The organism is Ruegeria sp. AF8, assembly GCF_056541825.1.
Genome location: NZ_JBQFYW010000012.1, coordinates 35,077 through 61,883 on the forward strand (window position 1 = coordinate 35,077; position 26,807 = coordinate 61,883).

30 protein-coding genes are annotated in these 26,807 nt (G+C 61.5%); 15 read left to right on the plus strand and 15 right to left on the minus strand.

What is annotated here, in order from left to right:
* Positions 1–41: 41 nt before the first annotated feature.
* Complete coding sequence (locus tag ACR0AO_RS17335; protein WP_480606118.1) at positions 42–188, minus strand: hypothetical protein; 147 nt, start codon at positions 186–188, stop codon at positions 42–44.
* A 528-nt stretch (positions 189–716) separates the two neighbouring features.
* On the opposite strand from ACR0AO_RS17335, the gene pgsA reads away from it, so the two are divergent.
* From pgsA to ACR0AO_RS17350, 3 genes are read left to right on the plus strand one after another with little or no spacing between them, the layout of a single operon-like run.
* Positions 717–1,385: a CDP-diacylglycerol--glycerol-3-phosphate 3-phosphatidyltransferase gene (gene pgsA, locus ACR0AO_RS17340; RefSeq protein WP_480606121.1), complete on the plus strand. Its 669-nt coding sequence runs from the start codon at positions 717–719 to the stop codon at positions 1,383–1,385.
* Between the two features lie 3 nt (positions 1,386–1,388).
* Positions 1,389–1,634 carry a molybdopterin converting factor subunit 1 gene (gene moaD, locus ACR0AO_RS17345; protein ID WP_480606123.1) on the plus strand — a complete coding sequence of 82 codons (246 nt, stop codon included), beginning with the start codon at positions 1,389–1,391 and terminating at the stop codon, positions 1,632–1,634.
* Between the two features lie 5 nt (positions 1,635–1,639).
* Positions 1,640–2,101 (plus strand): molybdenum cofactor biosynthesis protein MoaE, encoded by a 462-nt coding sequence (locus ACR0AO_RS17350; protein ID WP_480606126.1) that lies wholly within the window; start codon positions 1,640–1,642, stop codon positions 2,099–2,101.
* Positions 2,102–2,150: 49 nt separating this feature from the next.
* Here ACR0AO_RS17350 and ACR0AO_RS17355 read toward each other — a convergent pair whose 3' ends face one another.
* The 3 genes from ACR0AO_RS17355 to ubiA form a co-directional block, all read right to left on the minus strand.
* Positions 2,151–2,465 carry a hypothetical protein gene (locus ACR0AO_RS17355; RefSeq protein ID WP_480606128.1) on the minus strand — a complete coding sequence of 105 codons (315 nt, stop codon included), beginning with the start codon at positions 2,463–2,465 and terminating at the stop codon, positions 2,151–2,153.
* Position 2,466: 1 nt separating this feature from the next.
* Entirely contained in the window at positions 2,467–4,395 is a 1,929-nt protein-coding gene (locus ACR0AO_RS17360) for an OmpA family protein (RefSeq protein ID WP_480606131.1), read from the minus strand.
* Positions 4,396–4,461: 66 nt separating this feature from the next.
* A complete protein-coding gene (gene ubiA / locus ACR0AO_RS17365) occupies positions 4,462–5,424 on the minus strand; it encodes a 4-hydroxybenzoate octaprenyltransferase (protein WP_480606134.1) in 963 nt (320 codons plus the stop codon).
* 12 nt (positions 5,425–5,436) lie between these two features.
* Here ubiA and ACR0AO_RS17370 point away from each other — a divergent pair, with 12 nt between their 5' ends.
* From ACR0AO_RS17370 to ACR0AO_RS17390, 5 genes are all read left to right on the plus strand, one after another.
* Positions 5,437–6,162, plus strand: coding sequence for a 16S rRNA (uracil(1498)-N(3))-methyltransferase (locus ACR0AO_RS17370; RefSeq protein ID WP_480606137.1), 726 nt, complete (start codon positions 5,437–5,439; stop codon positions 6,160–6,162).
* On the plus strand, positions 6,159–6,965 hold the full coding sequence (locus ACR0AO_RS17375) for a hypothetical protein (RefSeq protein WP_480606140.1): 807 nt from the start codon (positions 6,159–6,161) through the stop codon (positions 6,963–6,965). The genes ACR0AO_RS17370 and ACR0AO_RS17375 overlap by 4 nt, the downstream gene beginning before the upstream one ends.
* A complete protein-coding gene (locus tag ACR0AO_RS17380) occupies positions 6,962–7,489 on the plus strand; it encodes a hypothetical protein (protein ID WP_480606143.1) in 528 nt (175 codons plus the stop codon). Before ACR0AO_RS17375 ends, ACR0AO_RS17380 begins: the two co-directional genes overlap by 4 nt.
* 68 nt (positions 7,490–7,557) lie before the next feature.
* On the plus strand, positions 7,558–8,928 hold the full coding sequence (locus tag ACR0AO_RS17385) for a glutamate--cysteine ligase (RefSeq protein WP_480606146.1): 1,371 nt from the start codon (positions 7,558–7,560) through the stop codon (positions 8,926–8,928).
* Positions 8,929–9,148: 220 nt separating this feature from the next.
* A complete protein-coding gene (locus ACR0AO_RS17390; protein ID WP_480606149.1) occupies positions 9,149–10,039 on the plus strand; it encodes a DUF805 domain-containing protein in 891 nt (296 codons plus the stop codon).
* 46 nt (positions 10,040–10,085) lie between these two features.
* On the opposite strand, the gene ACR0AO_RS17395 is transcribed toward ACR0AO_RS17390, so the two are convergent.
* The 8 genes from ACR0AO_RS17395 to ACR0AO_RS17430 form a co-directional block, all read right to left on the minus strand.
* Complete coding sequence (locus ACR0AO_RS17395; RefSeq protein WP_480606152.1) at positions 10,086–10,673, minus strand: outer membrane protein; 588 nt, start codon at positions 10,671–10,673, stop codon at positions 10,086–10,088.
* A gap of 211 nt (positions 10,674–10,884) precedes the next feature.
* A complete protein-coding gene (locus tag ACR0AO_RS17400; protein ID WP_480606155.1) occupies positions 10,885–11,361 on the minus strand; it encodes a YHS domain-containing (seleno)protein in 477 nt (158 codons plus the stop codon).
* 192 nt (positions 11,362–11,553) lie between these two features.
* The gene (locus ACR0AO_RS17405; protein WP_480606157.1) at positions 11,554–11,823 is read right to left on the minus strand and encodes a hypothetical protein; all 270 of its coding nucleotides are present in this window, start codon (positions 11,821–11,823) and stop codon (positions 11,554–11,556) included.
* Positions 11,820–12,425, minus strand: coding sequence for a glycerol-3-phosphate 1-O-acyltransferase PlsY (gene plsY, locus ACR0AO_RS17410; RefSeq protein ID WP_480606160.1), 606 nt, complete (start codon positions 12,423–12,425; stop codon positions 11,820–11,822). Before plsY ends, ACR0AO_RS17405 begins: the two co-directional genes overlap by 4 nt.
* Positions 12,425–13,714, minus strand: coding sequence for a dihydroorotase (gene pyrC / locus ACR0AO_RS17415; protein WP_480606163.1), 1,290 nt, complete (start codon positions 13,712–13,714; stop codon positions 12,425–12,427). The genes plsY and pyrC overlap by 1 nt, the downstream gene beginning before the upstream one ends.
* Complete coding sequence (locus ACR0AO_RS17420) at positions 13,711–14,100, minus strand: hypothetical protein (protein ID WP_480606166.1); 390 nt, start codon at positions 14,098–14,100, stop codon at positions 13,711–13,713. The genes pyrC and ACR0AO_RS17420 overlap by 4 nt, the downstream gene beginning before the upstream one ends.
* Positions 14,085–14,609, minus strand: a complete 525-nt coding sequence (locus ACR0AO_RS17425; protein ID WP_480606169.1) for a hypothetical protein — start codon at positions 14,607–14,609, stop codon at positions 14,085–14,087. The genes ACR0AO_RS17420 and ACR0AO_RS17425 overlap by 16 nt, the downstream gene beginning before the upstream one ends.
* Entirely contained in the window at positions 14,606–15,541 is a 936-nt protein-coding gene (locus ACR0AO_RS17430; protein WP_480606172.1) for an aspartate carbamoyltransferase catalytic subunit, read from the minus strand. The genes ACR0AO_RS17425 and ACR0AO_RS17430 overlap by 4 nt, the downstream gene beginning before the upstream one ends.
* Positions 15,542–16,315: 774 nt before the next feature.
* Here ACR0AO_RS17430 and ACR0AO_RS17435 point away from each other — a divergent pair.
* From ACR0AO_RS17435 to ACR0AO_RS17460, 6 genes are all read left to right on the plus strand, one after another.
* Positions 16,316–17,083 carry a uracil-DNA glycosylase gene (locus ACR0AO_RS17435; protein WP_480606457.1) on the plus strand — a complete coding sequence of 256 codons (768 nt, stop codon included), beginning with the start codon at positions 16,316–16,318 and terminating at the stop codon, positions 17,081–17,083.
* Complete coding sequence (locus ACR0AO_RS17440; RefSeq protein ID WP_480606174.1) at positions 17,080–17,676, plus strand: metallophosphoesterase family protein; 597 nt, start codon at positions 17,080–17,082, stop codon at positions 17,674–17,676. Before ACR0AO_RS17435 ends, ACR0AO_RS17440 begins: the two co-directional genes overlap by 4 nt.
* On the plus strand, positions 17,673–18,293 hold the full coding sequence (locus ACR0AO_RS17445) for a LysE family translocator (protein ID WP_480606176.1): 621 nt from the start codon (positions 17,673–17,675) through the stop codon (positions 18,291–18,293). The genes ACR0AO_RS17440 and ACR0AO_RS17445 overlap by 4 nt, the downstream gene beginning before the upstream one ends.
* Positions 18,294–18,297: 4 nt before the next feature.
* Positions 18,298–18,840 carry a molybdenum cofactor biosynthesis protein B gene (gene moaB, locus ACR0AO_RS17450; protein ID WP_480606179.1) on the plus strand — a complete coding sequence of 181 codons (543 nt, stop codon included), beginning with the start codon at positions 18,298–18,300 and terminating at the stop codon, positions 18,838–18,840.
* A gap of 107 nt (positions 18,841–18,947) precedes the next feature.
* Entirely contained in the window at positions 18,948–20,402 is a 1,455-nt protein-coding gene (locus ACR0AO_RS17455) for an efflux RND transporter periplasmic adaptor subunit (RefSeq protein WP_480606181.1), read from the plus strand.
* Positions 20,403–20,407: 5 nt separating this feature from the next.
* Entirely contained in the window at positions 20,408–23,809 is a 3,402-nt protein-coding gene (locus ACR0AO_RS17460) for an efflux RND transporter permease subunit (protein ID WP_480606183.1), read from the plus strand.
* 10 nt (positions 23,810–23,819) lie between these two features.
* Here ACR0AO_RS17460 and ACR0AO_RS17465 read toward each other — a convergent pair whose 3' ends face one another.
* Together ACR0AO_RS17465 and ACR0AO_RS17470 are read right to left on the minus strand one after the other, a co-directional pair.
* Positions 23,820–24,239, minus strand: coding sequence for an NUDIX hydrolase (locus ACR0AO_RS17465; RefSeq protein ID WP_480606186.1), 420 nt, complete (start codon positions 24,237–24,239; stop codon positions 23,820–23,822).
* A 3-nt stretch (positions 24,240–24,242) separates the two neighbouring features.
* A complete protein-coding gene (locus tag ACR0AO_RS17470) occupies positions 24,243–25,043 on the minus strand; it encodes a protein-disulfide reductase DsbD domain-containing protein (protein WP_480606189.1) in 801 nt (266 codons plus the stop codon).
* A 157-nt stretch (positions 25,044–25,200) separates the two neighbouring features.
* On the opposite strand from ACR0AO_RS17470, the gene ACR0AO_RS17475 reads away from it, so the two are divergent.
* The gene (locus ACR0AO_RS17475; protein WP_480606192.1) at positions 25,201–25,755 is read left to right on the plus strand and encodes a YqgE/AlgH family protein; all 555 of its coding nucleotides are present in this window, start codon (positions 25,201–25,203) and stop codon (positions 25,753–25,755) included.
* On the opposite strand, the gene ACR0AO_RS17480 is transcribed toward ACR0AO_RS17475, so the two are convergent.
* Positions 25,756–26,706, minus strand: coding sequence for an L-threonylcarbamoyladenylate synthase (locus ACR0AO_RS17480; protein WP_480606195.1), 951 nt, complete (start codon positions 26,704–26,706; stop codon positions 25,756–25,758). It lies immediately after the preceding gene.
* Between the last annotated feature and the right edge of the window lie 101 nt (positions 26,707–26,807).

The following is a 26,807-nucleotide window of genomic DNA, read 5'->3' on the forward strand; positions in this document are numbered from 1 at the left end:
ATCCATGTGCAACATTCCTTCATTCGTGCAAAGAAAGGACATCACAGATCATACAGGAATTCGAATGCGTCTGCGATCGCCTCCTGCATTTCATGCAGGCTGAGGTCCGCAAGGTCAAACTCGACAACCACTTCAGTGCCATCGACATCAAGGCGCGTGACAACGACATTCTCGAACTCCCAGTACATCAGCGGAACCGGGTCGTCGCTGCTATCTCCTTATTCAAATGCCACCCTTAGGAGGTCGTCGTCGGCCGCCGTTCTGCAGAGCAGGCAGAAGCTGGGCAATCATCATCGTTGTTTGTGTGTCCGCGACGAAGTCGCCTACCGGCTCTGGATTTTCGTCACCAACTTGGTTGAACTCAAAATCAAAACAGTCGTGTCGGGCACGTGACTCCAACCTACTAAATCAATCCATTCCCTGGGTATTTTGTCCAATTTTCTCCCCACTTCCGAAAGGAACTCTGTGCCGAGCATTTGTGAAACCTAAAATCATAGCACAAATGGCCTACTTTTTGTTTGCTGATCCGCTTTTGAGGTTGTTTCATACATGATGGCAAAAAGAGTGCAGGGTGGATTTGGCAGCGTTCTGCATGATCCGAAAGCCGCTCACACAATCAAAGCCCGGGCGTTTTTTGACGAGAAATTTGCGATCAAGTGAATTTATCCTGTTTCGGTCGCTTTCCTGTCCCGAGGTGGCGATATAATGTCCGCTTCATGAAGTGGAACCTGCCCAATATTCTGACCATCCTGCGCCTGCTTGCCGCGCCGGGTCTTGCCGTCATGTTTCTGTATTTCACCCGCCCATATGCGGATTGGTTCGCTTTGCTTCTGTTCGTATCAGCGGCGGTCACGGACTGGTTCGACGGCTATCTGGCGCGGGCGTGGAAACAGGAAACCAAAATGGGCGCGATGCTGGACCCCATTGCCGACAAGGCGATGGTGGTGATCGCGCTGATGATCATCGTGGGCTATTCGACTGAACACTGGACGCCGTGGCTGGTCTTGCCCGCCACCGTGATCCTGTTTCGCGAAGTTTTCGTGTCGGGCCTGCGCGAATATCTGGGCGACACCGCCGGCACGCTCAAGGTGACCAAGTTGGCCAAGTGGAAAACCACGGCACAGATGATCGCGATTGCGGTTCTGTTCAGCCAGGGAATCTTCGAACACTATCTGGTGATGTCGTCATTCGGAATGGATCAGGAGCTGGTCTCGCAAATTTTGACGGGTCAGGTCGAGGATATTCAGGGCCTGCGCTGGAAATTTCACGGCATGGTCTGGGCCGGGCGTGTCGGACTTTGGCTGTTGTGGATTGCGGCGGGTCTGACATTGATCACCGGCTATGATTACCTACGTAAAGCTATGCCGCATCTGAAGGATACATAAGGGATGGACATTCTCTATTTCGCCTGGGTTCGCGAACGCATCGGTTTGCCGAAAGAAAAGGTCGAAACCGCCGCTGCGACCGTTTCTGAACTGGTTGAAGAGTTGCGGTCGCGCGAGGCGCGGTACGAGGCGGCCTTTGCTGATCTTTCCGCCCTGCGGGTCGCCCTTGATCAGGAACTTTCGGATTTCGACGCTTCTTTGTCAGGTGTAAGGGAGGTTGCTTTCTTCCCCCCGATGACCGGAGGCTGAACCACATGCGCATCGCCGTGCAGGAAGAACCATTTGATTTGGGGCGCGAAGCGAATGCATTCGCGGCCAGTGGAACTGCAAATGGCGCCATTGTGACCTTTACCGGTGTGGTGCGTGATCTGGCGCAAGGCGACCTGGATGTAATGGAGATCGAACACTACCCTGGCATGACCGAAAAAGCGCTGTTGAAGATTGCGCAACAGGCACAGGAACGCTGGTCCCTGGGCGATGTCCTGGTCATCCACCGCTATGGCCGCCTTGCGGCCGGCGACCGTATCATGATGGTTGCCACAGCGGCCCGCCATCGCAAGGATGCTTTCGAGGCCGCCGAGTATCTGATGGACTATCTGAAGTCCCGCGCACCCTTCTGGAAAAAGGAGATCTCGGCCGGAGCTGCCGGTTGGGTAGCGGCCAGGGACGAAGACGAGGACGCGCTGAACCGCTGGTCGCACGAACGCGACGGCTGAACTCAGAAAACGCGGATTCAGCGAACCCGCCGGAACCCTAAACGGAACGTCAGTGGCTCAGTTGCCCGCGCAGTTCCTCGGCCTCTTGCCGCGCCGCGCGCAACCCGTCCATCGCTGCCGACAGTTCTGCTTCTGCCTGGGTCAGTTGGTTGGTCAGTTCGGCCTCGCGCTGCTGCAGATAGGTAATCGCCTGATCGCGGGTTTCTTCGGCTTCGTGCAATTCCTGACTCATCCGGTCCAGATCGGCCACGTCGCTTTGACGCACCCGGGACAGCCGATGGACCAGCCAGTTGGTGAACCAGCCCATCGAAAAAGCCACGAACAGGATGATCGCGGTGGCGATGATGAATTCGATTCTGTTCATGTCACTGATCCTCTGTCTGCCCTTGCGGCGTGGCTTCCGGCTGTTCGCCGGCTGTATCTTCGGCAGGCTGTTCTTTTGCCTGTTCCGCGGCTTCAAGGGCGGTCTGGCGCTCCTCCACCGGTTCGGGGCGAATAAGGCGGAATTCGATCCGCCGGTTTTCCTCACGGCCCTCTTCGGTTCCATTGTCCCCGATGGGCTGGCTTTCGCCATAACCCACCGCGGCAAAGCTGGACGTTGGAACCCGGCGGGCGCGCAACTCGTTCAGGATGGACTGCGCCCGTGCCTGGCTGAGCTGTTGGTTCATCTCTTCTCGGCCCTGGCTGTCGGTATGGCCCTGGATTTCCATCCGGACCGGGCCGCATTCCCGCAATATATCGGCAATTCGGTTGACCGTTTCTCGCGAATCCGCCGCCACCGTGGCGGAGCCGGGTTCAAACGCGATTTTGCGGCCTTGCTGGATTTCTGCGATATCGGCCTCGCAGACATCGGGGTCTGGCGGGGCATCGCTGGGTTCAGGTCGGGACTCATGGGTAATTTCCAGCTTGAAATCCTTGGCCTCTCCCAGTTTGTCGGACAGTAGCCGGGCAATTTCGGCATTGGCGTCTTCGTCATAACTCATGCCCCTGACCGAAACCGTCTCCGGTGTTACCGAAAGCGCGCCATTGTGCAGGTGCGACAGGGCGTCGAGTCCGGCGAGTACCCGGATGGGCCAGTCGGCGGGCAGATCGGGCGCGATCCGGGTCGCCATGTGCACGGCGTCAGATCCGAATGCCGCCCGGGCATAGCTGTCGACCAAGTCACGCAGCAATTCGTCGCTCAGCCGTCCGCGCAGTTGCACCAGCCCTTCGGGGCTGCGTGTCGCGGTGAATTCCGGCGGTCCGGCAACCGCCTTGAGCTCTGGTTCCGGCAAGACCGCATGCAGTGCGAACACATCGGGCAGGTTGTTCTCCAGCTCTCCCACGACCCGGTCGAATTCCGCCTGATCCGTGCCCTGTTGCGCAAACAGGGTGATATCGGCATCCGCGATCGTGACGCTGCCGCGCCCAAGCTCGGCCAGCGCGCTGATGCTGAGTTCCGCTGCGCTGGCCCAGCGCGGAGAGGGCACGCCCAAACCGATGACGCAGTTCGCCTTTCCGCTCAATCCCGCGCGGTGCGCGGCGGCAATGATGCGATCCTTTGCAGCTTCGTCCTGTGCGGAACAGGCGTCAAAACGCCCGCCGGTCTCATCGATCAGATACCTGAGGGTGAACGGCGTGATGACCGGGCGCGGGGCGGAAATCGAAAGCCCGATGCGTAAGCTTGGCGGCGCCGCCCTTGTAAGCTCCTGTTCCAGACGCACCTTTTCCTCGGGGCTGTCCGCAGTCGCGGTAATCTTGACCAGTCCGGCACTTGCCGAAATCTTGGTGCGCGGAAGCCGGGACAGCGCCGAAATGGCATAGGCGATCGCATCGTCCCACCCCTTTGGCTTGGGATAGTCTGCCGATTCCATCAGATCCGATACGCGCGCCTGCCGATCCAGGGCCTGAAGCGAGGCAATGAGTTGATTTCGGTCCTGGGTTGCTGGGATCAGGCCGATGATTGATATCCCGCTGTCGTTGCGCAGGATCTCGGTGGAAAACCTTGGCGGCGCCAGATCGGCGGTCGGCGCGATTTCCAGCTGGTCGATGACACGCGACGGGTCGACGACGGCACCGGCAACGGTCAGGGCATTGAACCGGGCGGCTTCGTCGTCGGCGGTTCCGCTCAGAACGACCCGCAACCCGTCGGCCTGAACTTCGGCCCAGTCATGGCCTTCGAGGTCCAGCGCGCGCCGAATCGACGCCTCGGAATTTTGTTCGATAGCGGTCACGGCAAAACTGGCCCCTATCAGGCACAGCCCGGCCGCCACCACGAAGGTCAGTACGACAATGATGGAAAAGGGAACTCGCATTTGCAGATCGGGGGTCTCGTCATGCTTTTAGCCCGGAGTCTTACAGCCGCCCGGCCAAAGGTGCAATCACACCAGCAAGGCCACGCCGAAGAAGATCAGCGGAATAAGGCCGGTGTCGCGGTTGGCGCGGAACAGTTGCAGCAATTTGGCGTTGTTCTCGATGTCCAGGCCGCGCAACTGCCAGGCCATGTGCCAGCCCATCGCCCACGGCCCGGCAATCGCCACGACCAGCGCCATGATAGACGCGTCGGGCAGTGCCGCTTCGATCACCGCCAATCCCATCAGGCCGACTGTGGCAATCAGGAAATACTTGAGCCACCTTGCCGTATCGGCGCCAAACAGGCGCGCTGTGGACTTGACGCCAATCAACGCGTCATCCTCGGTGTCCTGATGTGCATAGATGGTGTCATAAAACAGGGTCCAGGCGATGCCGGCCGCGTAGAGCAGGATGGCGGGCCAGCCCACCGTGCCGCTATGGGCCGCCCAGGCTAGCAGCGCGCCCCAGTTGAAGGCCAGGCCAAGAAACACCTGTGGCCACCATGTAAAGCGTTTGGCAAAGGGATAGATGGTAACGGGCAACAACGACAGCACGCCCATTGCGATGGCCGCGATGTTGAACGTCAGAAGAATCATCAGGGCCAGCAGGCACTGAACAACCATCCACATCACGGCCTGTTTGACCGTGACCTGACCCGACGGTATGGGGCGTGACCTTGTGCGTTCCACTTTGCCGTCGAAATCCCGGTCGGTGATGTCGTTCCACGTGCATCCCGCCCCGCGCATCAGGAACGCGCCAAGGGCGCAGCCGATGGCGATCCACAGGTCCGACCATCTCGGGTCTCCGCCATCGAGGACGGCGAGGGCCAGGCCCCACCAGCAGGGGATCAGTAACAGCCATGTTCCGATGGGCCGATCCGCCCGCGACAGGCGCAGATAGGGGCGGGCAAAGGCCGGGGCGCGGGTGTCGACCCAGTTGTCGGTGACCGCGTCGGCGACCTGACCGTCTGGTGTTGAGGGATTGCCTTGCATATGTAGGGTCTCATGAGTGCGAAGATCAGGCTGTATGTAGAGCACCCGTTGGGTGTGGGGCAATCGGTTCCTTTGACGCGCGAGCAGGCACATTACCTGTTCGGCGTAATGCGGCTTGCCGCAGGTGCGCCCGTGGCCCTGTTCAACGGGCAGGATGGCGAGTGGCTGGCCGAGGTCGCCGAGGCCGGCAAGAAGGGCGGCGTGTTGCAATGCGTTCGGCAGACACGCCCGTTGCGGATGCCGCCGGATCTGTGGCTGCTGTTTGCGCCCATCAAAAAGGCCCGCACCGATTTCATTGTGGAAAAGGCCGCCGAGATGGGCGCGGCGCGGATTATCCCGGTTCAGACCGACTTTACCAATTCCGAGCGCATCCGGCAGGACCGGCTGCAGGCCCATGCGGTCGAGGCCGCCGAACAGTGTGGCGGCACTTTTGTGCCCGAAGTCAGCGACCTGCAAAAACTGGACCGGCTGCTGGATCAATGGCCGCAGATCCGCCAGTTGATGTTCTGCGATGAGGCTGAGGTCGGTTCGGCCCTGCGCCTGGCCGAAAGCGAGAAAGGACAGCCCTGGGCGATTCTCATCGGCCCCGAAGGCGGCTTTTCCGACCGCGAACGCGCCCGCCTGACCGGATTGCCGATTGCCCATGTGGTCAGCCTTGGTCCTCGCATCCTGCGCGCAGACACGGCGGCGGTGGCAGCGATGACGCTGTGGCAGCAGGCGCTGGGAGACTGGGCGTGACCGCGCCCCGCCTGCATGTACTGACGGCGCTTCAATCGGATCGGGCTGTGGTCTTGCGCCGGGGGCCAAGCGATCAGGTTGCGGCCATTCTCTGGGACCGGACACGGGACAGTTTCGAACCCGGCCAATGGCTGAACGGCCGCATCCACGAATACCGCTCGGACATCTCGCCGGACGGGCGGCATCTGGTCTATTTCGCCGGTCGCGGAGGCCGGTGCTGGACCGCCGTGTCGCGTACGCCGTGGTTGCGTGCGGTGTCGTTTTGGCCTCAGTCGCACAGCTGGCATGGCGGAGGGGCGTTTACGGAAACCGGCGCGCTGTGGCTGAACGGGGCGGAGGCCCCAGGCGACTTGCCGGACGGTCTTAGGCCCGCCGCGACAGATGCGTTTCCGCATTCCACCGACGGGTTCCACATGGGTGATCTGGTGGCCGAGCGGATGCGACAGCGCGGATGGGTGCATGCCGGTGGTGATCGGTATGAAAAGCTTTTGCACAAACCGCTGGCGAACGGTTGGACATTGCAGTGCGGGTTTAACATTGGACAGAAAAACCGGGCGCTGATTTCCAGTTGCTATGCGTTGGTTGGACCTGACGGCGGGCCGGTCATCGATTTGCCGGAATGGGAATGGGCCGATCTGTGGATGGGCCGAATTCAATGGGCTGCAAACGGCGCGCTGTACCAGGCGCGGCCGGTCGATGGTGGTGGCCTTGAAGAACGGGTTCAGAAACACGATTTCTCTGACATGACCTATGAAGCGATCGACGCGCCCTACAGCGGTGTCCAGGAGAGGCCAGAGGCATGAGTTTTATCCGACCCCAAGCCAAGGCCGCCTTGTGGCGGTGGCGCGAAATTCTGGTTGCCGTTGCGGTGTTGCTGGTCGGCCTGAGCTGGATCGGCGGACCGGGCGGGTTGTTGGGGTGGCTTGGCTGGGTGCTGATCGTCGTGTCTGCCGCTCTGGCGGTGATCGGCGTGCAACGGGGGCGGTTTCGTACCGGTGCGGGCGGGCCGGGCGTTGTTTCGGTCGACGAGGGCCAGATCACCTATCTGGGGCCGCTGACCGGCGGCGTCGTCGCCGCGCGCGAGATGGAGCGTCTGGCGCTCGATCCCACTGCCAGACCGGCGCATTGGGTGCTGGAACAGCCGGGGCAGCCCAGTTTGCATATCCCTGTCAATGCCGAAGGGGCCGAAGCGCTTTTCGACGTCTTCTCGTCCCTTCCTGGTCTGAGGACCGAACAGATGCTGTCGGAGCTTTCCGGCGGTGCCGTTCACCCGGTCGTGATCTGGGAGCGACACCCTTCACGGCCTCGGGGGCTGCGGCTGCATTGACACCGCAGCCATTTACCCTCAGGACTGCCGCCTACGAATTCTAGAGACCCAGCTTCGGAGCACGGCCCATGTCTATCCCTCAGTCCGGCGGCGGACCGATCGAACGCCATGAACAACTGGCCGAATATCTGGCGGACGGATGCAAGCCCAAAGAGGATTGGCGTATCGGAACCGAACATGAAAAGTTCGGGTTTTGCAAAGATACGTTCAAGCCGCTGCCTTATGAGGGCGAACGCTCGATTGTCGCCGTGCTTGAGGGGTTGCGCGACCTGCATGGCTGGGCGCCACTGGAGGAGGGCGGCAAGCTGATCGGGTTGCAAAAGGACGGCGCCAATGTTTCGCTGGAACCGGGCGGGCAACTGGAGCTGAGCGGTGCGCCGCTCGAGACGATTCACGAAACCTGCGACGAGGTGAACGCGCATCTGCGTGACGTCAAGGATATCGCCGACAAGATCGGAGTGGGCTTCATCGGTCTTGGCGCCGCCCCGATCTGGCGGCACGAGGATATGCCGCTGATGCCCAAGGGCCGTTACAAGCTGATGGACGGCTATATGCAAAAAGTCGGCACCATGGGCCGGACGATGATGCGGCGGACCTGCACGGTTCAGGTCAATCTCGATTTCGCTTCCGAGGCGGATATGGTTCAGAAACTGCGCGTGGCCATTGCGTTGCAGCCGGTGGCCAACGCGCTGTTTGCCAATTCGCCGTTTCTGGATGGTAAGCCCAACGGCGTGAAATCGACCCGCGGTCTGGTCTGGCGCCACCTTGATGACGACCGGACCGGCATGGTGCCTTTCGTATTCGAAGACGGGTTCGGGTTCGAACGGTGGGTCGAATACGCGCTCGATGTGCCCATGTATTTCGTCTATCGAGATGGCAAATATATCAACGCGCTGGGCCAGTCCTTCCGTGATTTCCTGAAAGGCGAGTTGCCTGCGCTGCCGGGCGAGACGCCGACATTGTCCGACTGGGCGGATCATCTCACCACCCTGTTCCCCGAGGCGCGGATCAAGAAATTCATCGAAATGCGCGGCGCCGATGGTGGGCCGTGGCGGCGTCTGTGCGCGCTGCCGGCGTTCTGGGTCGGTCTGACCTATGACCAGTCGTCGCTGGACGCGGCCTGGGATCTGGTCAGGGGCTGGGACGCCGAGACCCGCGAAGCGCTGCGGATCGGCGCAAGCAAAGACGGCCTGCAAGCGCAGGTGGGCAGCATCAATATGCACGATCTGGCCCGTGAAGTCGTGGCGATTTCCGAAGCTGGCCTCAAAGCCCGCGCCTGCCCCGGCGCCGGGGGATTGGTGCCGGATGAAACCCATTTTCTCAATGCGCTGAAAGACAGTATAGAAACCGGACAAGTTCCCGCTGACGAGTTGCTCGCTCATTACCACGGCGACTGGGACGGAGATCTGACACGTATTTACGGCTCGTTCAGCTATTGACGCACCGGGCGAAGCGCCCGGACCGGCCATTGGATCATTCCGCCGACACCGGTGTTCCACCCCTCCGACCGGCTCGTCAGGGGGCGCACCTATCTTGCGCCCCTGAAAAGGCAAGAAATTGCCCTGACGAAATCTGCCCTTGGTTGATAATCCCGGTTGGCGCCACAATTTGGCCTTCATCCCAAGCCACTCAATTGCTTGAAAGTTATTGGGTGACGTGATGATTGGATTTCCGACTGCATTGGAAAACTTCTTTTTCAAGTTTGCCGATTTCTCCGGGCGTGCGACACGGGCCGAGTTCTGGTGGATCATGCCGGTAATCTGGGCGGCTTTGCTTGGCTCGTTTTATCTGGATGTGACCGGCATATGGGATGATCTGCTCTCACGTCAAAGACCGTCACTCAACCCGCTGTCCTACACGTCTTTGCTGTTGTTTGTGCTGACGCTGGTGCCACGTTTTTCGGTTACGGTAAGGCGGCTTCATGACAGCGGTCGCAGCGCCCGCTGGGCGATGCTCCCCTATACGGCGTTGTTTCTCAGTACGATGGCGGCGTTTGGGATTGCCTCGGCGGCGCTGACGGAGTCCGGTGACAGCACAGCGAGTGTATTGGCACTTGCCGCAATCGTCGGCGTGGCGTCCATCGGATATTCCAACCTGTCGCCGGATACGATCTGGGAGGGGGTTTTCAGCACCGCGCAAGCCTTGAACGTCGTCGATTGGGGGCAACTTTGGGCGCAGAGCACCGCCGGTTTGCAGAAACCGGATTTGGCCGCCGGCGCCGCCAATTTGCAGCAGAGCATCGCAACCGAGCCGCAGACCGCGTTTGCCGCACTGGCGATTTCGTCAATCCTGATTCTCGGTCCGTTCGTGGCGATGGCGCTTTATCTGATCTTCCTGTTGTTGCCGTCATCACGGGGCGAAAACAGCTATGGCTTCGCCACCGGCCCCGGCGTGTCGAAGCTCAAGACCGCCGATGGGGACAATCCGCTGGCTGCGTATGCGGTGCTCTTTGAAAAATCCGATGAGGAGAAAAAGGCGATGGAGGTTGCGCGCAAGATTGAAATCCAGGAACTGTACCAGCGTCGCGTGCTTGGCCGCGAGCCTGAATGAGGCAACGGCCGCACCGCCGGGATCATGGGGTGCGGCCCTGGCGCGGTCAGAACCGGTAGGCCAGGCGAATCTGGATCGTGGTTGCGTCAACGTCGACGCCGGTCGAGTTGAAATCGTCGAACTCGTGATACAGCAACTCGCCGGCCAGACTGATATTCGGCACGATGATCTGTTCATAGCCGGCTCCGATGAACCAGCCGTCATCGCTTCCAAAGTTGTCAGTCCCCGCTTCGGCATAGCCTGCGACACCGTACAAAAGGCCGTCAGGGCTGACCTTGTAGCCCGCGCGCGCCTTCAGACGCCAGATATCCTCGACCGTGGCGGCGCCGGGCAAATTGACATCCGTCCAGTCGTAATCAAACCCGGCACCCGCAACCCAGGTGCCGAAATCGTGGTCATATCCAAGGATGATGCCGCCAATGACTCCGTCGCCGTCGACGCCGGAAGCACTGGTGTCAATGTCGGCATACCCGATCTGTGCCCCCGCATAAAATCCGCTCCAATCGCCGGAGGACTGCGCCATTGCGGGCCCTGTACTCAAAATTGCGAAAGCGGATACAAGTGCCAATATTCTTGTCATCTCATTGTCCTTTCGTTCAAATCCATTGCGTTGGGCGCACATAAGGCGATGCATGTGCAACCCGGTACATAACGATCCGCAAAACGGATCATCGGTTCCCACTTATTCCGAACGAGCAATGTGCAATGCGGGTCGTACCGACCCTTCAGGTCCATTGATGCTGAACTCTTGCGCAACCCATAGACTAGCGATCTCAATCATAGGGTGCAAACAGCAAAACGGCGGCGGAAAGATCCGCCGCCGAATATCCGGTGGGTTCGGCGAATTATTGCTGCTGCAATGCCGCCGGGTCTTTGTCGGCGATATCTTCCCAGTTGGCGCTGGCTTTTTCGACAAAGCCGGGGATATCGCCTTCCCAGCGTTCCTGAATGTCCTGCGACAGGTTCAGGTAAAGCTTGTTGTCGACGATTTTCCAGTAATTCGGGTCGCCGTCGAACTTGAAGCCCATCGCGGTACCGAAGGCGCAATAGCCGCCATAAGCGGGCAGGTACGCTTCCGGATTGGCCTCGAATGCGGCTTTGTTCTCTTCCGACGCAAAGCGGTACAGCGCCTCGTTGTGCAACGTGGTGATCTTGTAGCTACCCTTGGTCGCTTCGCCTTCGGTGAAATAGGCCACCGGGTCATAACCCTGCATTGCCAGACCGGTAGAGGATGCGTTGATTTCCACGCCCGCCGCCAGCGTCGAACTTGCCAGTGCGACGGACAGAGCTACACCGCTCAGGATTGTTTTGATCTTGTTCATGGTTCTACCTTTTCACAGCACCAACCGATCCGCCGAAATTGCGCCCAGCCAGCAGTTTTAGATAAATGATGCCGCGAAATCTGCGGCACAACTCCCGAGTTGGGGCATGCGCCGCTCACGTTCAAAACAATCAATTGTGTATGTGCGGCAGCGAAAGGTGACTGTGCGCAAACCGCGGACAAAGTTGCGTGGTCACCGCTTGGGGCGCAGACCCGTCACGAAATCCACAACCTTGGCGGGCGGCATTTCGCAGGGACGCAGCAAGGCGGTGCCATCTGACAACAGATACAGGTTCAGGCTGATATAATCGGTGCCTCCAAGCTCGTGTGCCACCAGCTTGTGGGATCGTTTTCCGGCCATTTCGGTCCGGCTCGCCACATAGCTGCGGTCCCGAAAATGCCCGTGAAAGGTACCTGACGGCAAGGCAAAGAAGGCGTGCAGAAAAGTTTCCGGTGCTTTCAAGAGCGCCCGATCTTCGGCTCGGTTCCGGCCTTGATACGGGCGATATTCGCGGAGTGACGCCAAAAGACCAGAAGAGTAAGAAGAACACCCAGCAAAAAGGCCGCGCCATGATCTAGGATCAGCACCCACACCGTTGACGAAGCCGCCGCCGCAAGGGCACCCATCGACGAAATCCGTGTTATGACCGCAGCCGCAAGCCAGGTCAGACAGCAGGCAATTCCCACGGGCCATGCGAGCGCAAGCCATATTCCCAGAAAGGTCGCCACCCCCTTGCCGCCTCTGAAGCCAAGCCAGACCGGGAAGCAATGCCCGACAAGCGCGCCCAGGGCGGCCAGTTGCACCGCGTCCTCGCCCGCAAGGGCCCGGGCAAGCAGAACCGCCACCGCACCTTTTCCGGCATCGAACAGCAACGTCAGGGCCGCCGCCGCCTTGTTGCCGGTGCGCAGAACATTGGTTGCGCCGATATTACCCGATCCGATCTGGCGCAGGTTTCCCAAACCCATGAGCCGGGCCACGATCATGCCGAACGGAATGGACCCCAAACCATATCCGATCAGGCCCCAGATCAGAATTTGGAGCATCGAGCTTTCGATGGGCGGCATCACATTCTCCGGAATATTTCTTTGCCTGCGATATACGTCGCTGTCACCCTACCTTGCAAACGCTGGCCGTCAAACGGCGTGTTCTGCGATTTCGACTTCAGGGTGAACCGGTCCAGCACGAAAGGCACATCAGGGTCGAACAGTACCAGATCGGCGGGTGCCCCCGCGGACAGCCGCCCGCAGTCCAGCCCCAACCGCTTTGCCGGATTCAGCGCCATGGCGCGGAACAGGGTCGGCAGGTTCAGCTGTTCGGAATGATAAAGGCGCAAGGCCGCGGGCAACAGGGTTTCCAGCGCCACCGCGCCCGAGGCGGCCTCTTCTAAGGGAAGGCGCTTGCTTTCCTCGTCCTGCGGTGTGTGCATCGAACTGATGATGTCTATCAGGCCGGTCCGCACCGCCTCGATCACCGCCTGCCTGTCGTCTTCCGAGCGCAGCGGCGGCTTGACCTTGAAGAAGGTGCGATAGTCGGCCACGTCCAGCTCGTTCAGGGTCAGATGATGGATCGAGGTTCCGGCGGTGATGTCCAGCCCGTTGCGCTTGGCCCGTTCCAGCGCGGGCAGGGCGCGGGCGGTGGTGATCTGGTCGGCATGATAGGCCGCCCCGGTCATCTCCAGCAGGGCAATGTCGCGGTCCAGTCCCATGCGTTCCGCCATCGGCGAGACCGAGGGCAGGCCATAAAGCGTGGCGAACTTGCCGCTGGTCGCGGCGGCGCCATTGCTCAGGCCCGGTTCCTGCGGATGGGCGATAACCAGGGCGCCACAGGAACGGGCATAGGTCAGGGCGCGTGAAAAGACCTTGGTATTGACGATCACATGGTCGCAATCGGTAAAGGCCACGGCACCCGCGTCGAGCAAAAACCCGATCTCGGTCATCTCACGGCCCTCGCGCCCCTTGGTCAGCGCCGCCATGGGCAGGACATTCACCGGCGTGTCAGCCTGCGCCCGGCGGGTGACGAATTCCAGCGTCTCCGGCGTGTCGATGGCGGGCGTCGTGTCCGGGCGTGTGACGATCGTGGTCACACCGCCCGCCGCCGCCGCCTGGCCGGCGGACCTGTAGCTTTCCTTGTGCCGCTCCCCCGGTTCGCAGACCTTGACGCCGATATCGACGATACCGGGGGCGAGGCATTTGCCGCCGCAGTCGATGCGCTCACCGTGCGGCTCATCCAGCCTGGGCGGGCTGCCTTCGCCATGCCCAGCGATGCGTCCTTCGGCGACGCGCAGCCAACCGATCGTGTCGGTTCCCGCCTCGGGGTCGATCAGCCGGGCATTGGTAAAGAGTATCTCGCTCATAGCATCGCCCTTTCGATGACGGCCTTGGTGGCTATTGGGTCTGATTGATATTTGATCAGATGCTTGTCGCCGTTTCGGGTGATGATCTGAACGAAGCTTCCCATGGTGCGCACGGTTTCGATCTGGTTGAGCGGCACCCTGCGCTGGCCGGGTCCGACGAGGGCACCGTCCCGGATTTCCCAGATGGCGGCCAGTTCCTCGGAGGCCAGATACCAGGCGCGCACGACGATTGCGGCAAGTCCGGCCGGCGCGCCGGTCCAGACATAGGGGTTTCCGATCAACCAAAGCACCGCCATCGCCACAGCCATTGCAAAGGCGGCCAGCCACGCATTGGTGCGGATATAGGCTTGTTTGTCGGCGGGAAAGCGGATCACATCACCAGCCACAGAACACCTCCGATAATGAGCGCCATGATCACGGCGAACAGCGCAAATCCGATCCGCCGGGCCTGGGAACGGGCCTGACGGGGTGCGACGCGGGGGGCCGAATATGGTCTGGCGCTTTCCGTTTCGATGCGAGGCCCGGTCCAGCTTGTCGTCTCTTCAGTGTAGAGACCCGCAAGTCTGACGCGAGGATCGGGCTGCAATGTCACGGCGCGCCCGCCGAACGCCTTGCTGCGCACGACCATGACCCAGCCCGTGATGGCATCGAGCATTTCCGGGTCAAGCTGATCCTGGGCGATGCCGCAACCTTCGGTCAGATAGCCGGAGAGGCCCAGATCCTCCAGATCCGAGACCGGAAACACCTCGACCTGCGTATGATCCATTTCGCCGATCCCCAGAACCTGCGCCGCAGCGCCCGGCTCACGCAGGAACTTTGCCTCTTCCGGGCGCATGTCCAGCGTGAACAGGCGCAGAACACCGCGTTCGCCGGGGATGACGGACAATCCGGTCATGCGGCCTCGTCCAGATTGCGGGCCAGCAGTTCCATTGCGGCCATGCGCACGGCGACGCCCATCTCCACCTGTTCCTGAATGACCGATCGGTTGATGTCGTCGGCCAGAGTGCCGTCGATCTCGACTCCCCGATTCATCGGGCCTGGATGCATCACGATGGCGTCCGGTTTCGCGAGCGAGAGTTTTTCGACATCAAGGCCGTAGCGGTGATAGTACTCTCTCTCTGATGGGATGAACCCGCCATCCATCCGCTCTTTCTGAAGCCGCAGCATCATCACGACGTCCACATCCTGAAGGCCTTCACGCATGTCGTCATACACTTCGGCCCCGAATTCGGCGAAATGGGCGGGAACCAGTGTCGGCGGGCCGATCAGGCGGATGCGGTTTTCCATCTTGCCCAGCAGGATCAGGTTCGACCGGGCCACGCGGGAATGGGCAATGTCGCCGCAGATCGCCACGTTCAGCCGGTGCAGCCGCCCCTTGGCGCGGCGGATGGTCAAAGCATCGAGCAGCGCCTGCGTCGGATGCTCGTGCCGTCCGTCGCCTGCGTTCAGAACAGCGCAGTTGACCTTCTGCGACAGCAGGTCCACCGCGCCGGAATGCGGATGGCGCACCACCAGCAGATCGGGATGCATGGCGTTCAGCGTCATTGCCGTGTCGATCAGCGTTTCGCCCTTTTTGATCGAGCTGGCCTGCATCGCCATGTTCATCACATCCGCGCCCAGCCGCTTTCCCGCCAGTTCGAAGCTGGCCTGCGTGCGGGTGGAGTTTTCAAAGAACATGTTGATCTGGGTGAGACCTGCAAGCACATCGGCGCGTTTGGCCGGTTGTCGGTTCAGCTCGACGTATTTCTCGGCCAGATCGAGGATGGCGGTGATGTCAGCGGGCGAAAGCTGTTCGATGCCAAGAAGGTGACGATGGGCGAAACGCATGGGCCGAACTCCGGTCTGACAGTCGGGCCGCTTATAGAAAGGACACGGCGGGCGGGCAACATGATCTAGGGTTCCTTCGTGTTTTCCTTTTGCGGCAGTTTCTCGCAGCCGCCGTCCGGGGTGCAGGCAAACCCCGGGTTACACCATTTCCCATAGCCGCAATCGACCGCAAGGACGGGCACGCAACCCTGGTGGGCCGAACACTTGAAACCGGGCCGGCATTGCGAACCGGTTTCGGCGCATAGAAACCAGCCCGGCCGTGAACAGCCGCCATTCGGAAGGCAGGTCGAACCGCCGGGGCAAACCCGGCCATCCTTGCAGGCGGATTTGGGCGCGACCTCAAGTTCCGGTTCGTCGTGGCGCACGCATTTTCCGCTCGCCGTGCAGATCATGCCCGGTCCGCAGGTCAGGCCCGACGTGCACTTGCCGGGTCCTTTGGGCGCGCAGCGTGTTCCGCCCGCGACACAGTCTTCGAACGGGCCACAGGACCGGCCGCCGCCGCAATAGGTGCCACCCAGGGGAATGCAGTGGCCGTCCCAGCTGCATCGCTGGGCCGGGCCACAGCAACTTGTTCGGCCGCATTGCAGCTTTCCCGGTGCGCATTGGTTGAGGGCGTCCGAAGATGCCGGAATGCCGCTTGAAAGAACAAAAGCGGCAACAAGTACAAGGAATCGCGGCCAGAACAGCATGATAGAGGAATAGTTTGGCCGAAGGCGGGGCGCTGACAAGGGCAATTTGCTTTCCCTCTCCGTTCAGGCGGTTAGATTGATGGGTATGGAATCGGCCCTGGATCATCACACCGCCCGCGCTCTGCTGGAATGGCAGATCGAATTGGGTGCGACCGAAGCCATCGGAGATCATCCAGTGGACCGGTACGCCTTGCCGGACAATGCGCCAAAGCCGAAAAAACCAGAGCCCGCTCCGGTTTCACCGGCAAAAGCTAAGAAAACCGACCCTTCCGAAGCAGCCGGAAGATCCGCGAAGGCGGCGAATTCCCTGCCCGAATTGCGTGCCGCGATGGATGGGTTCGATCTGTGCGAGCTCAAACGCGGTGCCCGGCAACTGGTGTTCGCCGACGGGACACCCGGTGCCCGCGTGATGATCATTGGCGAAGCGCCGGGGCGAGACGAGGATCGCGAAGGGCGACCCTTTGTCGGGCGCGCCGGGCAGTTGCTGGACCGGATGCTGGCAGCGATTGATCTGGATCGTTCTCAAAACGTCTATATCACCAATGTCCTGCCGTGGCGGCCGCCGCAGAACCGTGACCCCAGGCCGGAAGAGATTGGCATGATGAAGCCTTTCCTTGAACGACACGTTGCCCTTGCCAAGCCCGAGGTTCTGGTTCTCATGGGCAATATCAGCTGTCAGGCGGTGCTGGGAAAACGTGGTATCACCCGGCTGAGGGGGCAGTGGGAACAGGCATTGAACCTGCCGGTCATTCCGATGTTTCATCCGGCATACCTACTGCGGCAGCCTTCCATGAAACGGCAGGCCTGGGCAGACCTGCTGGAACTCAAGGCCCGGCTTGAGGGGGCGTCATGAAAATCCTTGCATTCTCTGACCTTCATATGGCGCGGGCGCGCGCCGCCGATCTGGTGGCTGCAAGCGGCGATGCCGATCTGGTGATAGGCGCCGGGGATTATTGCAACATGCGTCATGGGCTGGACGAGGCGATGGAAATGCTGTCGAGGATTTCCGCGCCGCTCGTTCTGGTGCCGGGAAACGCAGAAAGTGCGGAAGAGTTGAAAGAGGCGGCGCGGGAAGGCGCGCATGTCCTGCACGGGAACGGGATGACCGTGGATGGCGTGCGCCTCTTCGGTCTTGGCTGCGGCGTGCCGGTTACGCCTTTCGGCGACTGGTCCTGTGATCTGACTGAGGCCGAGGCGACAGAGTTGCTGGACCGGTGCAACGATGCCGATATCCTGATCACCCACTCGCCGCCCAAGGGACTCGGGGACAAAACCTCGCAAGGGGTATCCGTCGGATCGGTCGCGGTCCGCGACGCGATCGAACGCATCCAGCCCGCATTGGCCTTTTGCGGGCATATCCACGACAGTTGGGGGGTCAGGGGAAAAATGGGGCGCACCGAAATTGCCAATCTGGGCCCCACCATCAACTGGTTCTCCCTGAAATGATTGATCCTTATGTTCTATGGGCCTTTGTGCCCGCGGCGCTGGCCCTCAATCTGACGCCCGGGGCAGACATGATGTTCTGCCTTGGGCAGGGCCTGCGGTCAGGTCCACGCGCCGCGGCGGCTGCAAGTGCCGGTATCTCGACCGGTTCGATGGTACATGTGACGCTTGCGGGGCTTGGTCTGGGGGCTGTTGTTTCAGCGGCACCGGTCCTGTTTGATATCATTCGCTGGGTCGGCGTCGCCTATTTGCTGTTTCTGGCCTGGGGAGCCATTCGATCAGGCGCCGTTCCACCGGAAGTCGCTGCGCCCTGCGCCAAGCACTCGTTTCGCGAGGGTTTGCTGATCAATCTCACAAACCCCAAGGTCATCCTGTTCGTTCTTGCATTCATCCCTCAGTTCGTGACCCCGCAAGCCGGGCCGATCCTGCCCCAGTTTCTGGTCTTCGGCGCGATCCTTGCGATCGGCGGCTTTTTCATAAATGCCGGGGTTGGCCTTTTTGCCGGTGCCGCGCGCCGCAAACTGATCGGCAACCCGGCGATATCCCGCGGTTTGGGCTGGGTTACAGGATGTCTGTTCACTGCGCTTGCCATGCGTTTGGCTTTTCTGGAAAGGTCCTGATCCGATGTCCCGCATCGACGAAAGCAAAGAGTTCATTCCCGTCCGCATCGCCGTACTCACGGTTTCGGACACCCGTTCCGCCGATGAGGACCGGTCGGGCCAGACATTGGTCGACCGCATCGAAAAGGCCGGGCACCGTGTTGCCGACCGCAGGATACTGAAGGACGAACGCGCCGAGATCGCAGATCAACTGCGCGCCTGGGTCGCCGATCCCGGCGTTGATGTGGTGATTTCGACCGGCGGCACCGGGTTGACCGGACGAGACGTGACGGTCGAGGCGCACAGGGACGTATACGAAAAAGAGATCGAGGCCTTTGGCACCGTCTTCACGATGATTTCGATGGAAAAGATTGGCACCTCTGCCGTACAGTCCCGCGCCACCGGCGGCGTCGCAGGCGGAACCTATCTGTTTGCTCTGCCAGGAAGCCCAGGTGCCTGCAAGGATGCCTGGGACGGGATACTGGAAAAACAGCTCGACTATCGCCAAATGCCCTGCAATTTCGTCGAGATCATGCCACGATTGGACGAACACCAGCGACGGAAGTAGACTGGTCGGACGTATCATTGCCTGTAACCGCTTTGTGGCTTGGCATTTTTCATAGTCCGGCTACTTACTTGTGAGGGCATTTGGAAATGACCGGAGCACAGTGACCAATGCGATTCCTGCGGCAGAGCCTTGTTGGGGTATTTCTGGCCTCGCTGACGCTGGCCCTGCTGATCTATGCCGCGCAACTGGTGACCGGGGCGGTGCAGGATTTCGTCAACAAGGAAAAACAGGCGCCCCCGTCCCGGGAACGGATCTTTGCCGTCAACGTCCGGACGGCGGAAATGGAAACCGTGACCCCTTACCTGGACGTTTTCGGCGAAGTGCAGAGCCGGCGCAGGCTTGAATTGCGGGCTGCTGCCGGTGGCCGGGTGGTCTGGCTTTCGGACAATTTCGAAGAAGGCGGCGCCGTCATCGCAGGGCAGGTACTGGTCGAACTGGACCCGGCAGATGCGCAATCGGCGCTGGACCGGGCCGAATCCGATCTTTTGGATGCACAGGTCGAAGAGCGGGACGCCGAACGGTCCCTGTTGCTGGCCCAGGACGAGTTGAAAGCCACGGCGGATCAATCCGTTTTGCGCGAACGCGCGCTCCAGCGCCAGCGCGATCTGGAAGAGCGCGGCGTCGGCACTGCCTCGGCGGTGGAAACTGCCGAACTGGCAGCGGCGTCGGCGCGTCAGGCAACGCTGGCCCGCCGGATTGCCGTCGCGCAGGCTGAGGCCCGCGTCGATCAGACGGCAACGCGACTGGCCCGCGCCCGCATCGCGTTGGATGCCGCAAAGCGCGATTTGGCAGATCTGACCGTCCGTGCCCGCTATGACGGTACGCTCAACGGTGTGACACTGGTCGAGGGGCGGCTGGTGGCGGCCAACGAAAAGCTGGCTGAACTGGTCGATCCATACGCGCTGGAAGTCGCCTTTCGGGTGTCGACCGCGCAATATGTGCGGTTGCTTGACGAAAACGGCGCTCTGATCAACGCCCCCGTGACGGTCTCTTTGGAAGTGACCGGAACCGATCTGACGTCCGCGGGGTGGATCAGCCGCGACAGCGGCTCGGCCGGCGAGGGGCAAACAGGGCGCCTGATCTTTGCTCGCCTCGGTGCGGCTCCGGGCTTCAAGCCCGGGGATTTCGTGACGGTCTCGGTTCAGGAAAAACCGGTCGATCAGGTGGCCCGCCTGCCGGCCTCGGCGCTTGACGCGTCGGGCACCGTATTGGTTCTTGGCACCGACGAACGCCTTGAAGCGCTACCGGTGCAGCTCGTGCGCCGTCAGGGAGACGAGGTTCTCCTGCGCGGCGAGGGGCTGGAAGGGCGCGAGGTCGTCATCGGCAGAACGCCTCTGCTGGGAACCGGGGTGCGCGTGCGCCCTCTGCGGACCGAGGCCAGCACGGCACTCGATCCCGGTATGGTCGAGCTGACGGATGAGCGCCGCGCGTTTCTGGTCGCTGCGGTCCAGGCCAATGACGGCCTCACACCCGACGACAAGGCGCGCGTTCTGAGCCAGTTGGCAGAGGCCCGCGTGCCCGCGCAGCTGGTGCATCGCATCGAAGCCCGGTTTGGGGGGTAGGCGCGATGATCCGCGAAATCCCAAGCGCGGCCGGCGGACTTCTGAGCTATTTCACACGCCACCGCACGATTGCGAATCTGCTGTTGCTCGTCATGCTGGTGATGGGGGCGGCGGCGATCCCGAACATGCGGGCGCAGTTTTTCCCCGATGTCGTCACCGAGCGGGTCGATGTCACTGTCGAATGGGAAGGGGCCGGGCCCGAGGATGTCGACAATGCCATCGTGCAGGTACTGGAACCCGCCTTACTGGCGGTTGACGGGGTGCAAAGCTCGGAATCCAGATCGCGCGAGGGGGATGCGAGAATCCGGCTGGAATTCGAACCGGGTTGGGACATGTCCCGTGCCGTTGACGAGGTTCAGGCGGTCATCGACGGCGTGACCAACCTGCCGGAAGAGGCTGAAGAGCCCGGCGTCCGGCGCGGGGGATGGCGCGACAGGGTCACCGATGTCGTCATCACCGGGCCGGTCGAGACCGAACAGCTTGCCCTGTTCACCGACGAACTGATCACCCGGCTTTTCAATGCAGGCGTGACGCGGACCACGATCCGGGGGATCGCCGCGCCGCGTATCGTGGTCGAGGTGCCGACCGCGCAGCTGATCGCCAATGATGTCAGCATGGCCGGGATCGCTTCGGCCATCGCCGCCGAAGTCGATGCGAACCCCGCCGGAGACGTGAGCGGGGCCAACGCGCGCATCCGAACCGGCGTCGAAAAACGCACGCCCGAAGAGATCCGCGGCATTGCGCTGCGCACCTTTGCGGATGGCTCCACTCTGACGATCGAGGATGTCGCCACCGTGCGGGTCGAGGGCGTGACCCGCAACCGCAGCTACTATGTGGGCGAAAACCCCGCCATGTCGATCCGCGTGGACCGCTCCGATCGTGGCGATGCCATCGCGATTCAGCGCACCGTCGAAGATGTCGTGGCACAGTTGCAGGCCAGTCTTCCGGATGGGGTCACGGTCGAGCTGATACGGACCCGCGCGCAGGCGATCACCGACCGCCTCAATATCCTTGTCGACAACGGTCTCATGGGGCTGGCCCTGGTCGTGTGTTTGCTGTTTCTGTTCCTTAACGCCCGCATCGCGTTCTGGGTGGCGGCCGGCATTCCGGTCGCGATGTTCGCGGCAATTTCGTTCATGTATATTGCCGGAATTTCGCTGAACATGGTGTCGCTGTTCGGGCTGATCATTACATTGGGCATCGTGGTGGATGACGCCATCGTAGTGGGTGAACACGCCGATTTTCGGGCGCGCCGGCTGGGCGAAGACCCGGTCGTCGCCTCCGAACGCGCGGCCGCGCGCATGGCGATGCCGGTCTTTGCCGCGACAATCACCACCGTTATCGCTTTCTTTGGCCTGACCGCCATCGGCGGCCGGTTCGGCGAACTGATCTATGACATTCCCTTTACGGTGATTGCGGTGCTGCTGGCATCGTTGGTGGAATGTTTCCTGATTTTGCCGAACCACCTGTCCCATGCCATCGCCCATTCCGCGAAAGAGCACTGGTATGACCTGCCGAACCGTGTCGTCAACCGGGGTTTCCGGTGGATGCGTGACCACCTGTTCCGCCCTCTGATCGCATGGGTCATCTGGGCGCGGTATGTGGTACTCGCAAGCGTGGTTGCCATCCTTGCTAGCCAGCTTGCGCTGTTCATTCAGGGAGACGTGAACTGGCGCTTTTTCAATGCCCCCGAACGGGGATCGGTTACCGGCAATTTCATCATGGTCGAAGGCGCCACCCGCGCCGACACGCTGGCGATGATGCACGAATTGCAACGCGCGACCGAAGAGCTTGGAAAAATCTATGAAGAGCGGCACGGGCGAAACCCCATCGACTATGTACTGGCGGAAATCGGCGGTAACGCGGGGTGGGGCCTGTCCGCCGCCGAAGGCAAGGACATCGATCTGTTGGGCGGGATTTCGATCGAACTGATCGACGCCGACTTGCGCCCTTATTCCAGCTTCGAGTTCGTCGGAGAGCTGCAGGACTTCGTGAACCGCCACCCCATGACCGAATTCCTGAGTTTCCGGGGCTACCGTTCGGGTCCTGGTGGCGATGCGATCGACGTGCAGTTTTCGGGGGCGGAAGTGAGCGCGCTCAAGGCCGCTTCCGAGGACTTGCAGACGGCGCTGATAAAATACCCCGAAGTTTCGGCGCTCGAGGACAACCTCGCCTATGACAAGGAAGAATTCATTCTGGATCTGACCCCCCAGGGACAGGCGTTGGGCTTTACCATCGAAACCCTTGGGCGCGCACTGCGCAACCGCCTGAACGGGATCGAGGCGGCAACCTTCCCGGACGGACCACGCAGCTCCGAGATACGGGTGGAACTGCCCCGGGATGAACTGTCGGCCGACTTCCTCGAACGCACGCTCATGCGCACGCCGGAGGGGGTCTATGTGCCGTTGGCCGATGTGGTTTCGGTGCAACGCAGGGTTGGGTTTTCGACGGTCCGCCGCGAAAACGGGCTGCGCGTCATTTCGGTGATTGGCGATATCGCCGAAGACGATCCGGCCCGCGCAGTGGAAATCACCGCAGCCCTGGAAAATGAAATCCTGCCGAAAATCGCCAGTGAGCGTCAGGTCGAATGGCGCATGGCCGGGCTGAGCGAGCAGGAGGACGAGTTCCTCAACGAGGCGCGCACGGGCCTGATCCTGTGCCTGACGGGGATTTATCTTGTGCTGGCGTGGGTCTTCGCAAGCTGGACCCGGCCTTTGGTGGTGATGGCGATCATTCCGTTCGGGCTGGTGGGAACCATCTGGGGCCACTACATCTGGGACGTTCCGCTCAGCATGTTCACGGTCGTCGGATTGCTTGGCATGACCGGCATCGTCATCAACGACTCGATCGTTCTGGTGACAACGATTGACGAATATCAGCAGGAACGCGGGCTGATCCCGTCGATCATCGACGGCGCGGCGGATCGTCTGCGCCCTGTCATGCTGACCACGATGACGACGGTCCTGGGCCTTGCGCCACTGCTGTACGAAAAATCACAACAGGCCCAATTCCTCAAACCCACGGTGATCACGCTGGTCTATGGTTTGGGCTTTGGCATGATACTGGTCCTGATCGTCGTTCCGGCGCTTCTGGCGATACAGCGCGATTTCGCCCGACCGCTAACGGCCCTGCGCCGGGCTCTTCGTGGTCCCGACCCGCTGGTGCGTGCCACTGTGGCCGGAACCGGGGCTCTCATGCTTGTTTGGCTGGGCGCTACAATGGTGTGGCCGCTGGTTTATGGCGGTCTGCCCGGATTGCTGCTCCGGCTTGCTCCGGCCCTGGAAACGGCCACCGTCGCGCAGGCGGGATTAGGATTGTTCCTGATCGGCGCGCTGGTCATTCTCGTGGCTGTAGTGCTGATTTCGGCGCTGTTTTATCCACGACTGGCCGCGCGGACAAAAGTCTGAGGCGCGTGGGCTAATTCCGCGCCAGCGCAGTGAGCAAAAGATCGGGAACGCGAGCGCTCATCGGCAGGGCATTGCGACGAATCTCTTCGATGCGAAACCAGGCGGCGTCCAGTGCGTCGTCCCCGGCGACGGGTGATCCGCTGACATACCGGCAGGCGACCCCGACCAGCAGATAGTGGCTGGTGACATCGCCGCTGTCGTCATGCCGCAGCAGATCGAGATTGTCGAGATACGAGGTCGGCTCCGCGACGACCCCGGTCTCCTCCAGCAACTCGCGCGCGGCGGCCTGCATCGCGGTTTCGCCCCATTCCACATGGCCGCCCGGAAACCCCCACAATCCCGCGTCGGGTTGCTTGCTGCGCTGCACCAGAAGAACATGATCGTCACGAATGACGACCGCCAGCGCGCCGATGGAAGGGGTTCGGTTCATACGCTACCCGGCGGTACAGCCCTGAATATCGACTGCATGATTGGACCCAAGCACGGTGATCCGGACTTCCGACCGGTCCAGCGCAAAGGCGCTGCCGGAATTGCTGATCAGTTCCGAACTGGCGATCAGCCTGTTTCCCTGCCGGTTCGTTCGGGTTTCCGACGCCCAAAGGGACGGGTCGCCCGGCTCGATAATTGCGATTTCCTCACCACCGGCCGAAGGCATCGCGATATTCGCCTCGATCTGCATTCCGTTCTGTGTCGGTTTCAGGCGGCAACTGGCGGATTGAACACCGGCCTCGCGCTCGGAATACGGGCGCTGCGCCATCGCCGCGGCAATTGCCGGATTGCGCCCGGCCTCGCCGGTAAGCGTATGATCGAAGCCGAGGTTGCCGGGGACGCAGACCTCCCTGCAAACACCGAAATCCATCTCGCCCTTCAGGCGAACCGGACGGCCCGGTCTGGCTGGCGTGATCTCGATTGGCAGTACCAGCTGATCCTTGTAGCCGATCGACCGCAGCCCATTCTGATCGAACACATGCGGTGTCGGCCATGTAATCGAGATTTCGCCGATATTGTCGGAGCCCCGCCAGTCGAACTGAGGCGGAATGCCCGCGTCGCCGGGTGCGCGCCAATAGGTCTTCCAGCCCTCCGCAAGCGTCAGCCGGATGGCGCCCAGATAGGTGCCTTTCCCGGTGGCGCCACCGTCGAGGATTTCAAGCCGCACGACATCATCAAGCCCGCCGGAAAACACGGGCGAGGCAAACGACAGGCAGGCGGTCAGGGCGCAGGATGCCAGTTTCATCAGTTTCGACATAAGGACTACATGCGCCCTGAATCGGGAAATGCCAAGTCACGTTCCGGTCATGATTGTGAAATCTTAGAAAATTCGGGGTCCATGCCTTGCAAATCCGGGGGGAGCGGGGCCATTGTCTAGAAGTAAGCAGTGAGAGATTGTTCGGATGGATTTGACGGGGAAACTGTTGATCGCGATGCCCGGAATGGGAGATCCGCGCTTCGACCATTCGGTGGTCTATCTGTGCAGCCACGGCGATGACGGGGCGATGGGGCTTATCGTCAACAAACCCGCCGACCTGCGCATCAAAGCGCTTCTGTCGCAGCTGAACATTCCTTGCGAAGTCCCTGTGGTGGGCGAACGTCTGGTGCGGTTTGGCGGACCTGTGGAAACCTCTCGCGGTTTTGTGCTGCACAGTTCGGATTACGAAGCGAACCTGCACTCGATGCCGGTCAAGGCAGGTTTCAGCATGACCGCCACCTTGGACATTCTCGAAGACATCGCCTCTGGAAGAGGGCCGGAGGAGGCGATGCTGATGCTGGGATATTCCGGCTGGGGGCCGGGCCAGCTGGAAGATGAGATTTCGATGAACGGCTGGCTCACGACCGATGCCTCGCCCGAATTGGTGTTTCAGACTGCCGATGAGGAAAAGTGGGAAGCGGCCCTCGCCACGCTTGGCGTGGACCCCCTGACGCTATCGGCCAGTGCGGGCCACGCCTGATCAGGTCTGTCTGGGCGCGGCGGCGCGGCGCAGGCGGTCGTTGATCGCGGCGCCCAGCCCGGATTCGGGAATTGCCGTAACCGCGATCGGACGGCTTGTCGCGTTCAGCCGATGCAGGGCCGAAAACAGATTGGCCGCCGCCTCGGCCAGGTTGCCGGTTTCCGACAGATTCAGATCGCAATCGACAGGTCCGAACCCCAGCAGGATTTCCTCGCCCCGCCGGTTGCGCGCATTCAGGCGTACCGGTGCGTCCGGCGCATAGTGTGACAAAAGCTGGCCCGGCGCCGTAAGCGCATCACCGGCTTCATAGTGATGCAGCGGTGCGCCGAGAACCGCTTCAACCCGTTCCGCCGCGATGCCGCCGGGTCGCAATAGTGATGGCTCTCCGGCCAGACCGACGATGGTTGATTCCAGCCCCACGCCGCAGGGTCCGTCATCCAGAACCGCAGCAATCCGGCCATCCAGACCGGCGCAGACGTGCCCGGCGGTGGTCGGGCTGATCCGCCCCGAAGGGTTGGCCGAGGGTGCCGCGACCGGGCCATCGAAGGCCGCCAACAACGCATGCGCTGTCGCATGGGCGGGAACCCGAACCGCCAGCGTGCCCAGCCCGGCGGTCACCAGCGAGGAAATTCCGTGCCCCGGACGCAACGGCAGGACCAGCGTCAGGGGGCCGGGCCAGAACGCATCGGCCAGCCGCTGTGCGCCCTCGCTCCAATCCACATAGCGCCGCGCCGCTTCGACCGATGCCACATGCGCAATCAGCGGGTTGAAACTGGGCCGTCCCTTGGCGGCATAGATTGCCGCGACCGCCTCTCCGTTGCGCGCGTCGCCGCCCAGCCCATAGACCGTTTCCGTGGGAAACGCGACCAGCCGCCCGTCGCGCAGCAGTTCGGCAGCGCGGCTCAGCCCCGCAGGATCGGCGGTCAGATATTCGGTGACGCAGGGGTTCATGGGCAATGACGCGGCGTTTTAGTTGCTTGCAAGATCACGATAGATAGGTAATCGATCAAGCTCCGATCCTTACTGACGCGGGCGGCAGAATCCAAGCCCGC

Coding starts and splice junctions, on each gene's coding strand:
- ACR0AO_RS17335 (WP_480606118.1), bottom strand. CDS start 188: ATGTACTGGGAGTTCGAGAATGTCGTTGTCACGCGCCTTGATGTCGAT.
- pgsA (WP_480606121.1), top strand. CDS start 717: ATGAAGTGGAACCTGCCCAATATTCTGACCATCCTGCGCCTGCTTGCC.
- moaD (WP_480606123.1), top strand. CDS start 1,389: ATGGACATTCTCTATTTCGCCTGGGTTCGCGAACGCATCGGTTTGCCG.
- ACR0AO_RS17350 (WP_480606126.1), top strand. CDS start 1,640: ATGCGCATCGCCGTGCAGGAAGAACCATTTGATTTGGGGCGCGAAGCG.
- ACR0AO_RS17355 (WP_480606128.1), bottom strand. CDS start 2,465: ATGAACAGAATCGAATTCATCATCGCCACCGCGATCATCCTGTTCGTG.
- ACR0AO_RS17360 (WP_480606131.1), bottom strand. CDS start 4,395: ATGCGAGTTCCCTTTTCCATCATTGTCGTACTGACCTTCGTGGTGGCG.
- ubiA (WP_480606134.1), bottom strand. CDS start 5,424: ATGCAAGGCAATCCCTCAACACCAGACGGTCAGGTCGCCGACGCGGTC.
- ACR0AO_RS17370 (WP_480606137.1), top strand. CDS start 5,437: ATGAGTGCGAAGATCAGGCTGTATGTAGAGCACCCGTTGGGTGTGGGG.
- ACR0AO_RS17380 (WP_480606143.1), top strand. CDS start 6,962: ATGAGTTTTATCCGACCCCAAGCCAAGGCCGCCTTGTGGCGGTGGCGC.
- ACR0AO_RS17385 (WP_480606146.1), top strand. CDS start 7,558: ATGTCTATCCCTCAGTCCGGCGGCGGACCGATCGAACGCCATGAACAA.
- ACR0AO_RS17390 (WP_480606149.1), top strand. CDS start 9,149: ATGATTGGATTTCCGACTGCATTGGAAAACTTCTTTTTCAAGTTTGCC.
- ACR0AO_RS17395 (WP_480606152.1), bottom strand. CDS start 10,673: ATGCATCGCCTTATGTGCGCCCAACGCAATGGATTTGAACGAAAGGAC.
- ACR0AO_RS17400 (WP_480606155.1), bottom strand. CDS start 11,361: ATGAACAAGATCAAAACAATCCTGAGCGGTGTAGCTCTGTCCGTCGCA.
- plsY (WP_480606160.1), bottom strand. CDS start 12,425: ATGCCGCCCATCGAAAGCTCGATGCTCCAAATTCTGATCTGGGGCCTG.
- pyrC (WP_480606163.1), bottom strand. CDS start 13,714: ATGAGCGAGATACTCTTTACCAATGCCCGGCTGATCGACCCCGAGGCG.
- ACR0AO_RS17425 (WP_480606169.1), bottom strand. CDS start 14,609: ATGACCGGATTGTCCGTCATCCCCGGCGAACGCGGTGTTCTGCGCCTG.
- ACR0AO_RS17430 (WP_480606172.1), bottom strand. CDS start 15,541: ATGCGTTTCGCCCATCGTCACCTTCTTGGCATCGAACAGCTTTCGCCC.
- ACR0AO_RS17435 (WP_480606457.1), top strand. CDS start 16,316: ATGGAATCGGCCCTGGATCATCACACCGCCCGCGCTCTGCTGGAATGG.
- ACR0AO_RS17440 (WP_480606174.1), top strand. CDS start 17,080: ATGAAAATCCTTGCATTCTCTGACCTTCATATGGCGCGGGCGCGCGCC.
- ACR0AO_RS17445 (WP_480606176.1), top strand. CDS start 17,673: ATGATTGATCCTTATGTTCTATGGGCCTTTGTGCCCGCGGCGCTGGCC.
- moaB (WP_480606179.1), top strand. CDS start 18,298: ATGTCCCGCATCGACGAAAGCAAAGAGTTCATTCCCGTCCGCATCGCC.
- ACR0AO_RS17455 (WP_480606181.1), top strand. CDS start 18,948: ATGCGATTCCTGCGGCAGAGCCTTGTTGGGGTATTTCTGGCCTCGCTG.
- ACR0AO_RS17460 (WP_480606183.1), top strand. CDS start 20,408: ATGATCCGCGAAATCCCAAGCGCGGCCGGCGGACTTCTGAGCTATTTC.
- ACR0AO_RS17465 (WP_480606186.1), bottom strand. CDS start 24,239: ATGAACCGAACCCCTTCCATCGGCGCGCTGGCGGTCGTCATTCGTGAC.
- ACR0AO_RS17470 (WP_480606189.1), bottom strand. CDS start 25,043: ATGAAACTGGCATCCTGCGCCCTGACCGCCTGCCTGTCGTTTGCCTCG.
- ACR0AO_RS17475 (WP_480606192.1), top strand. CDS start 25,201: ATGGATTTGACGGGGAAACTGTTGATCGCGATGCCCGGAATGGGAGAT.
- ACR0AO_RS17480 (WP_480606195.1), bottom strand. CDS start 26,706: ATGAACCCCTGCGTCACCGAATATCTGACCGCCGATCCTGCGGGGCTG.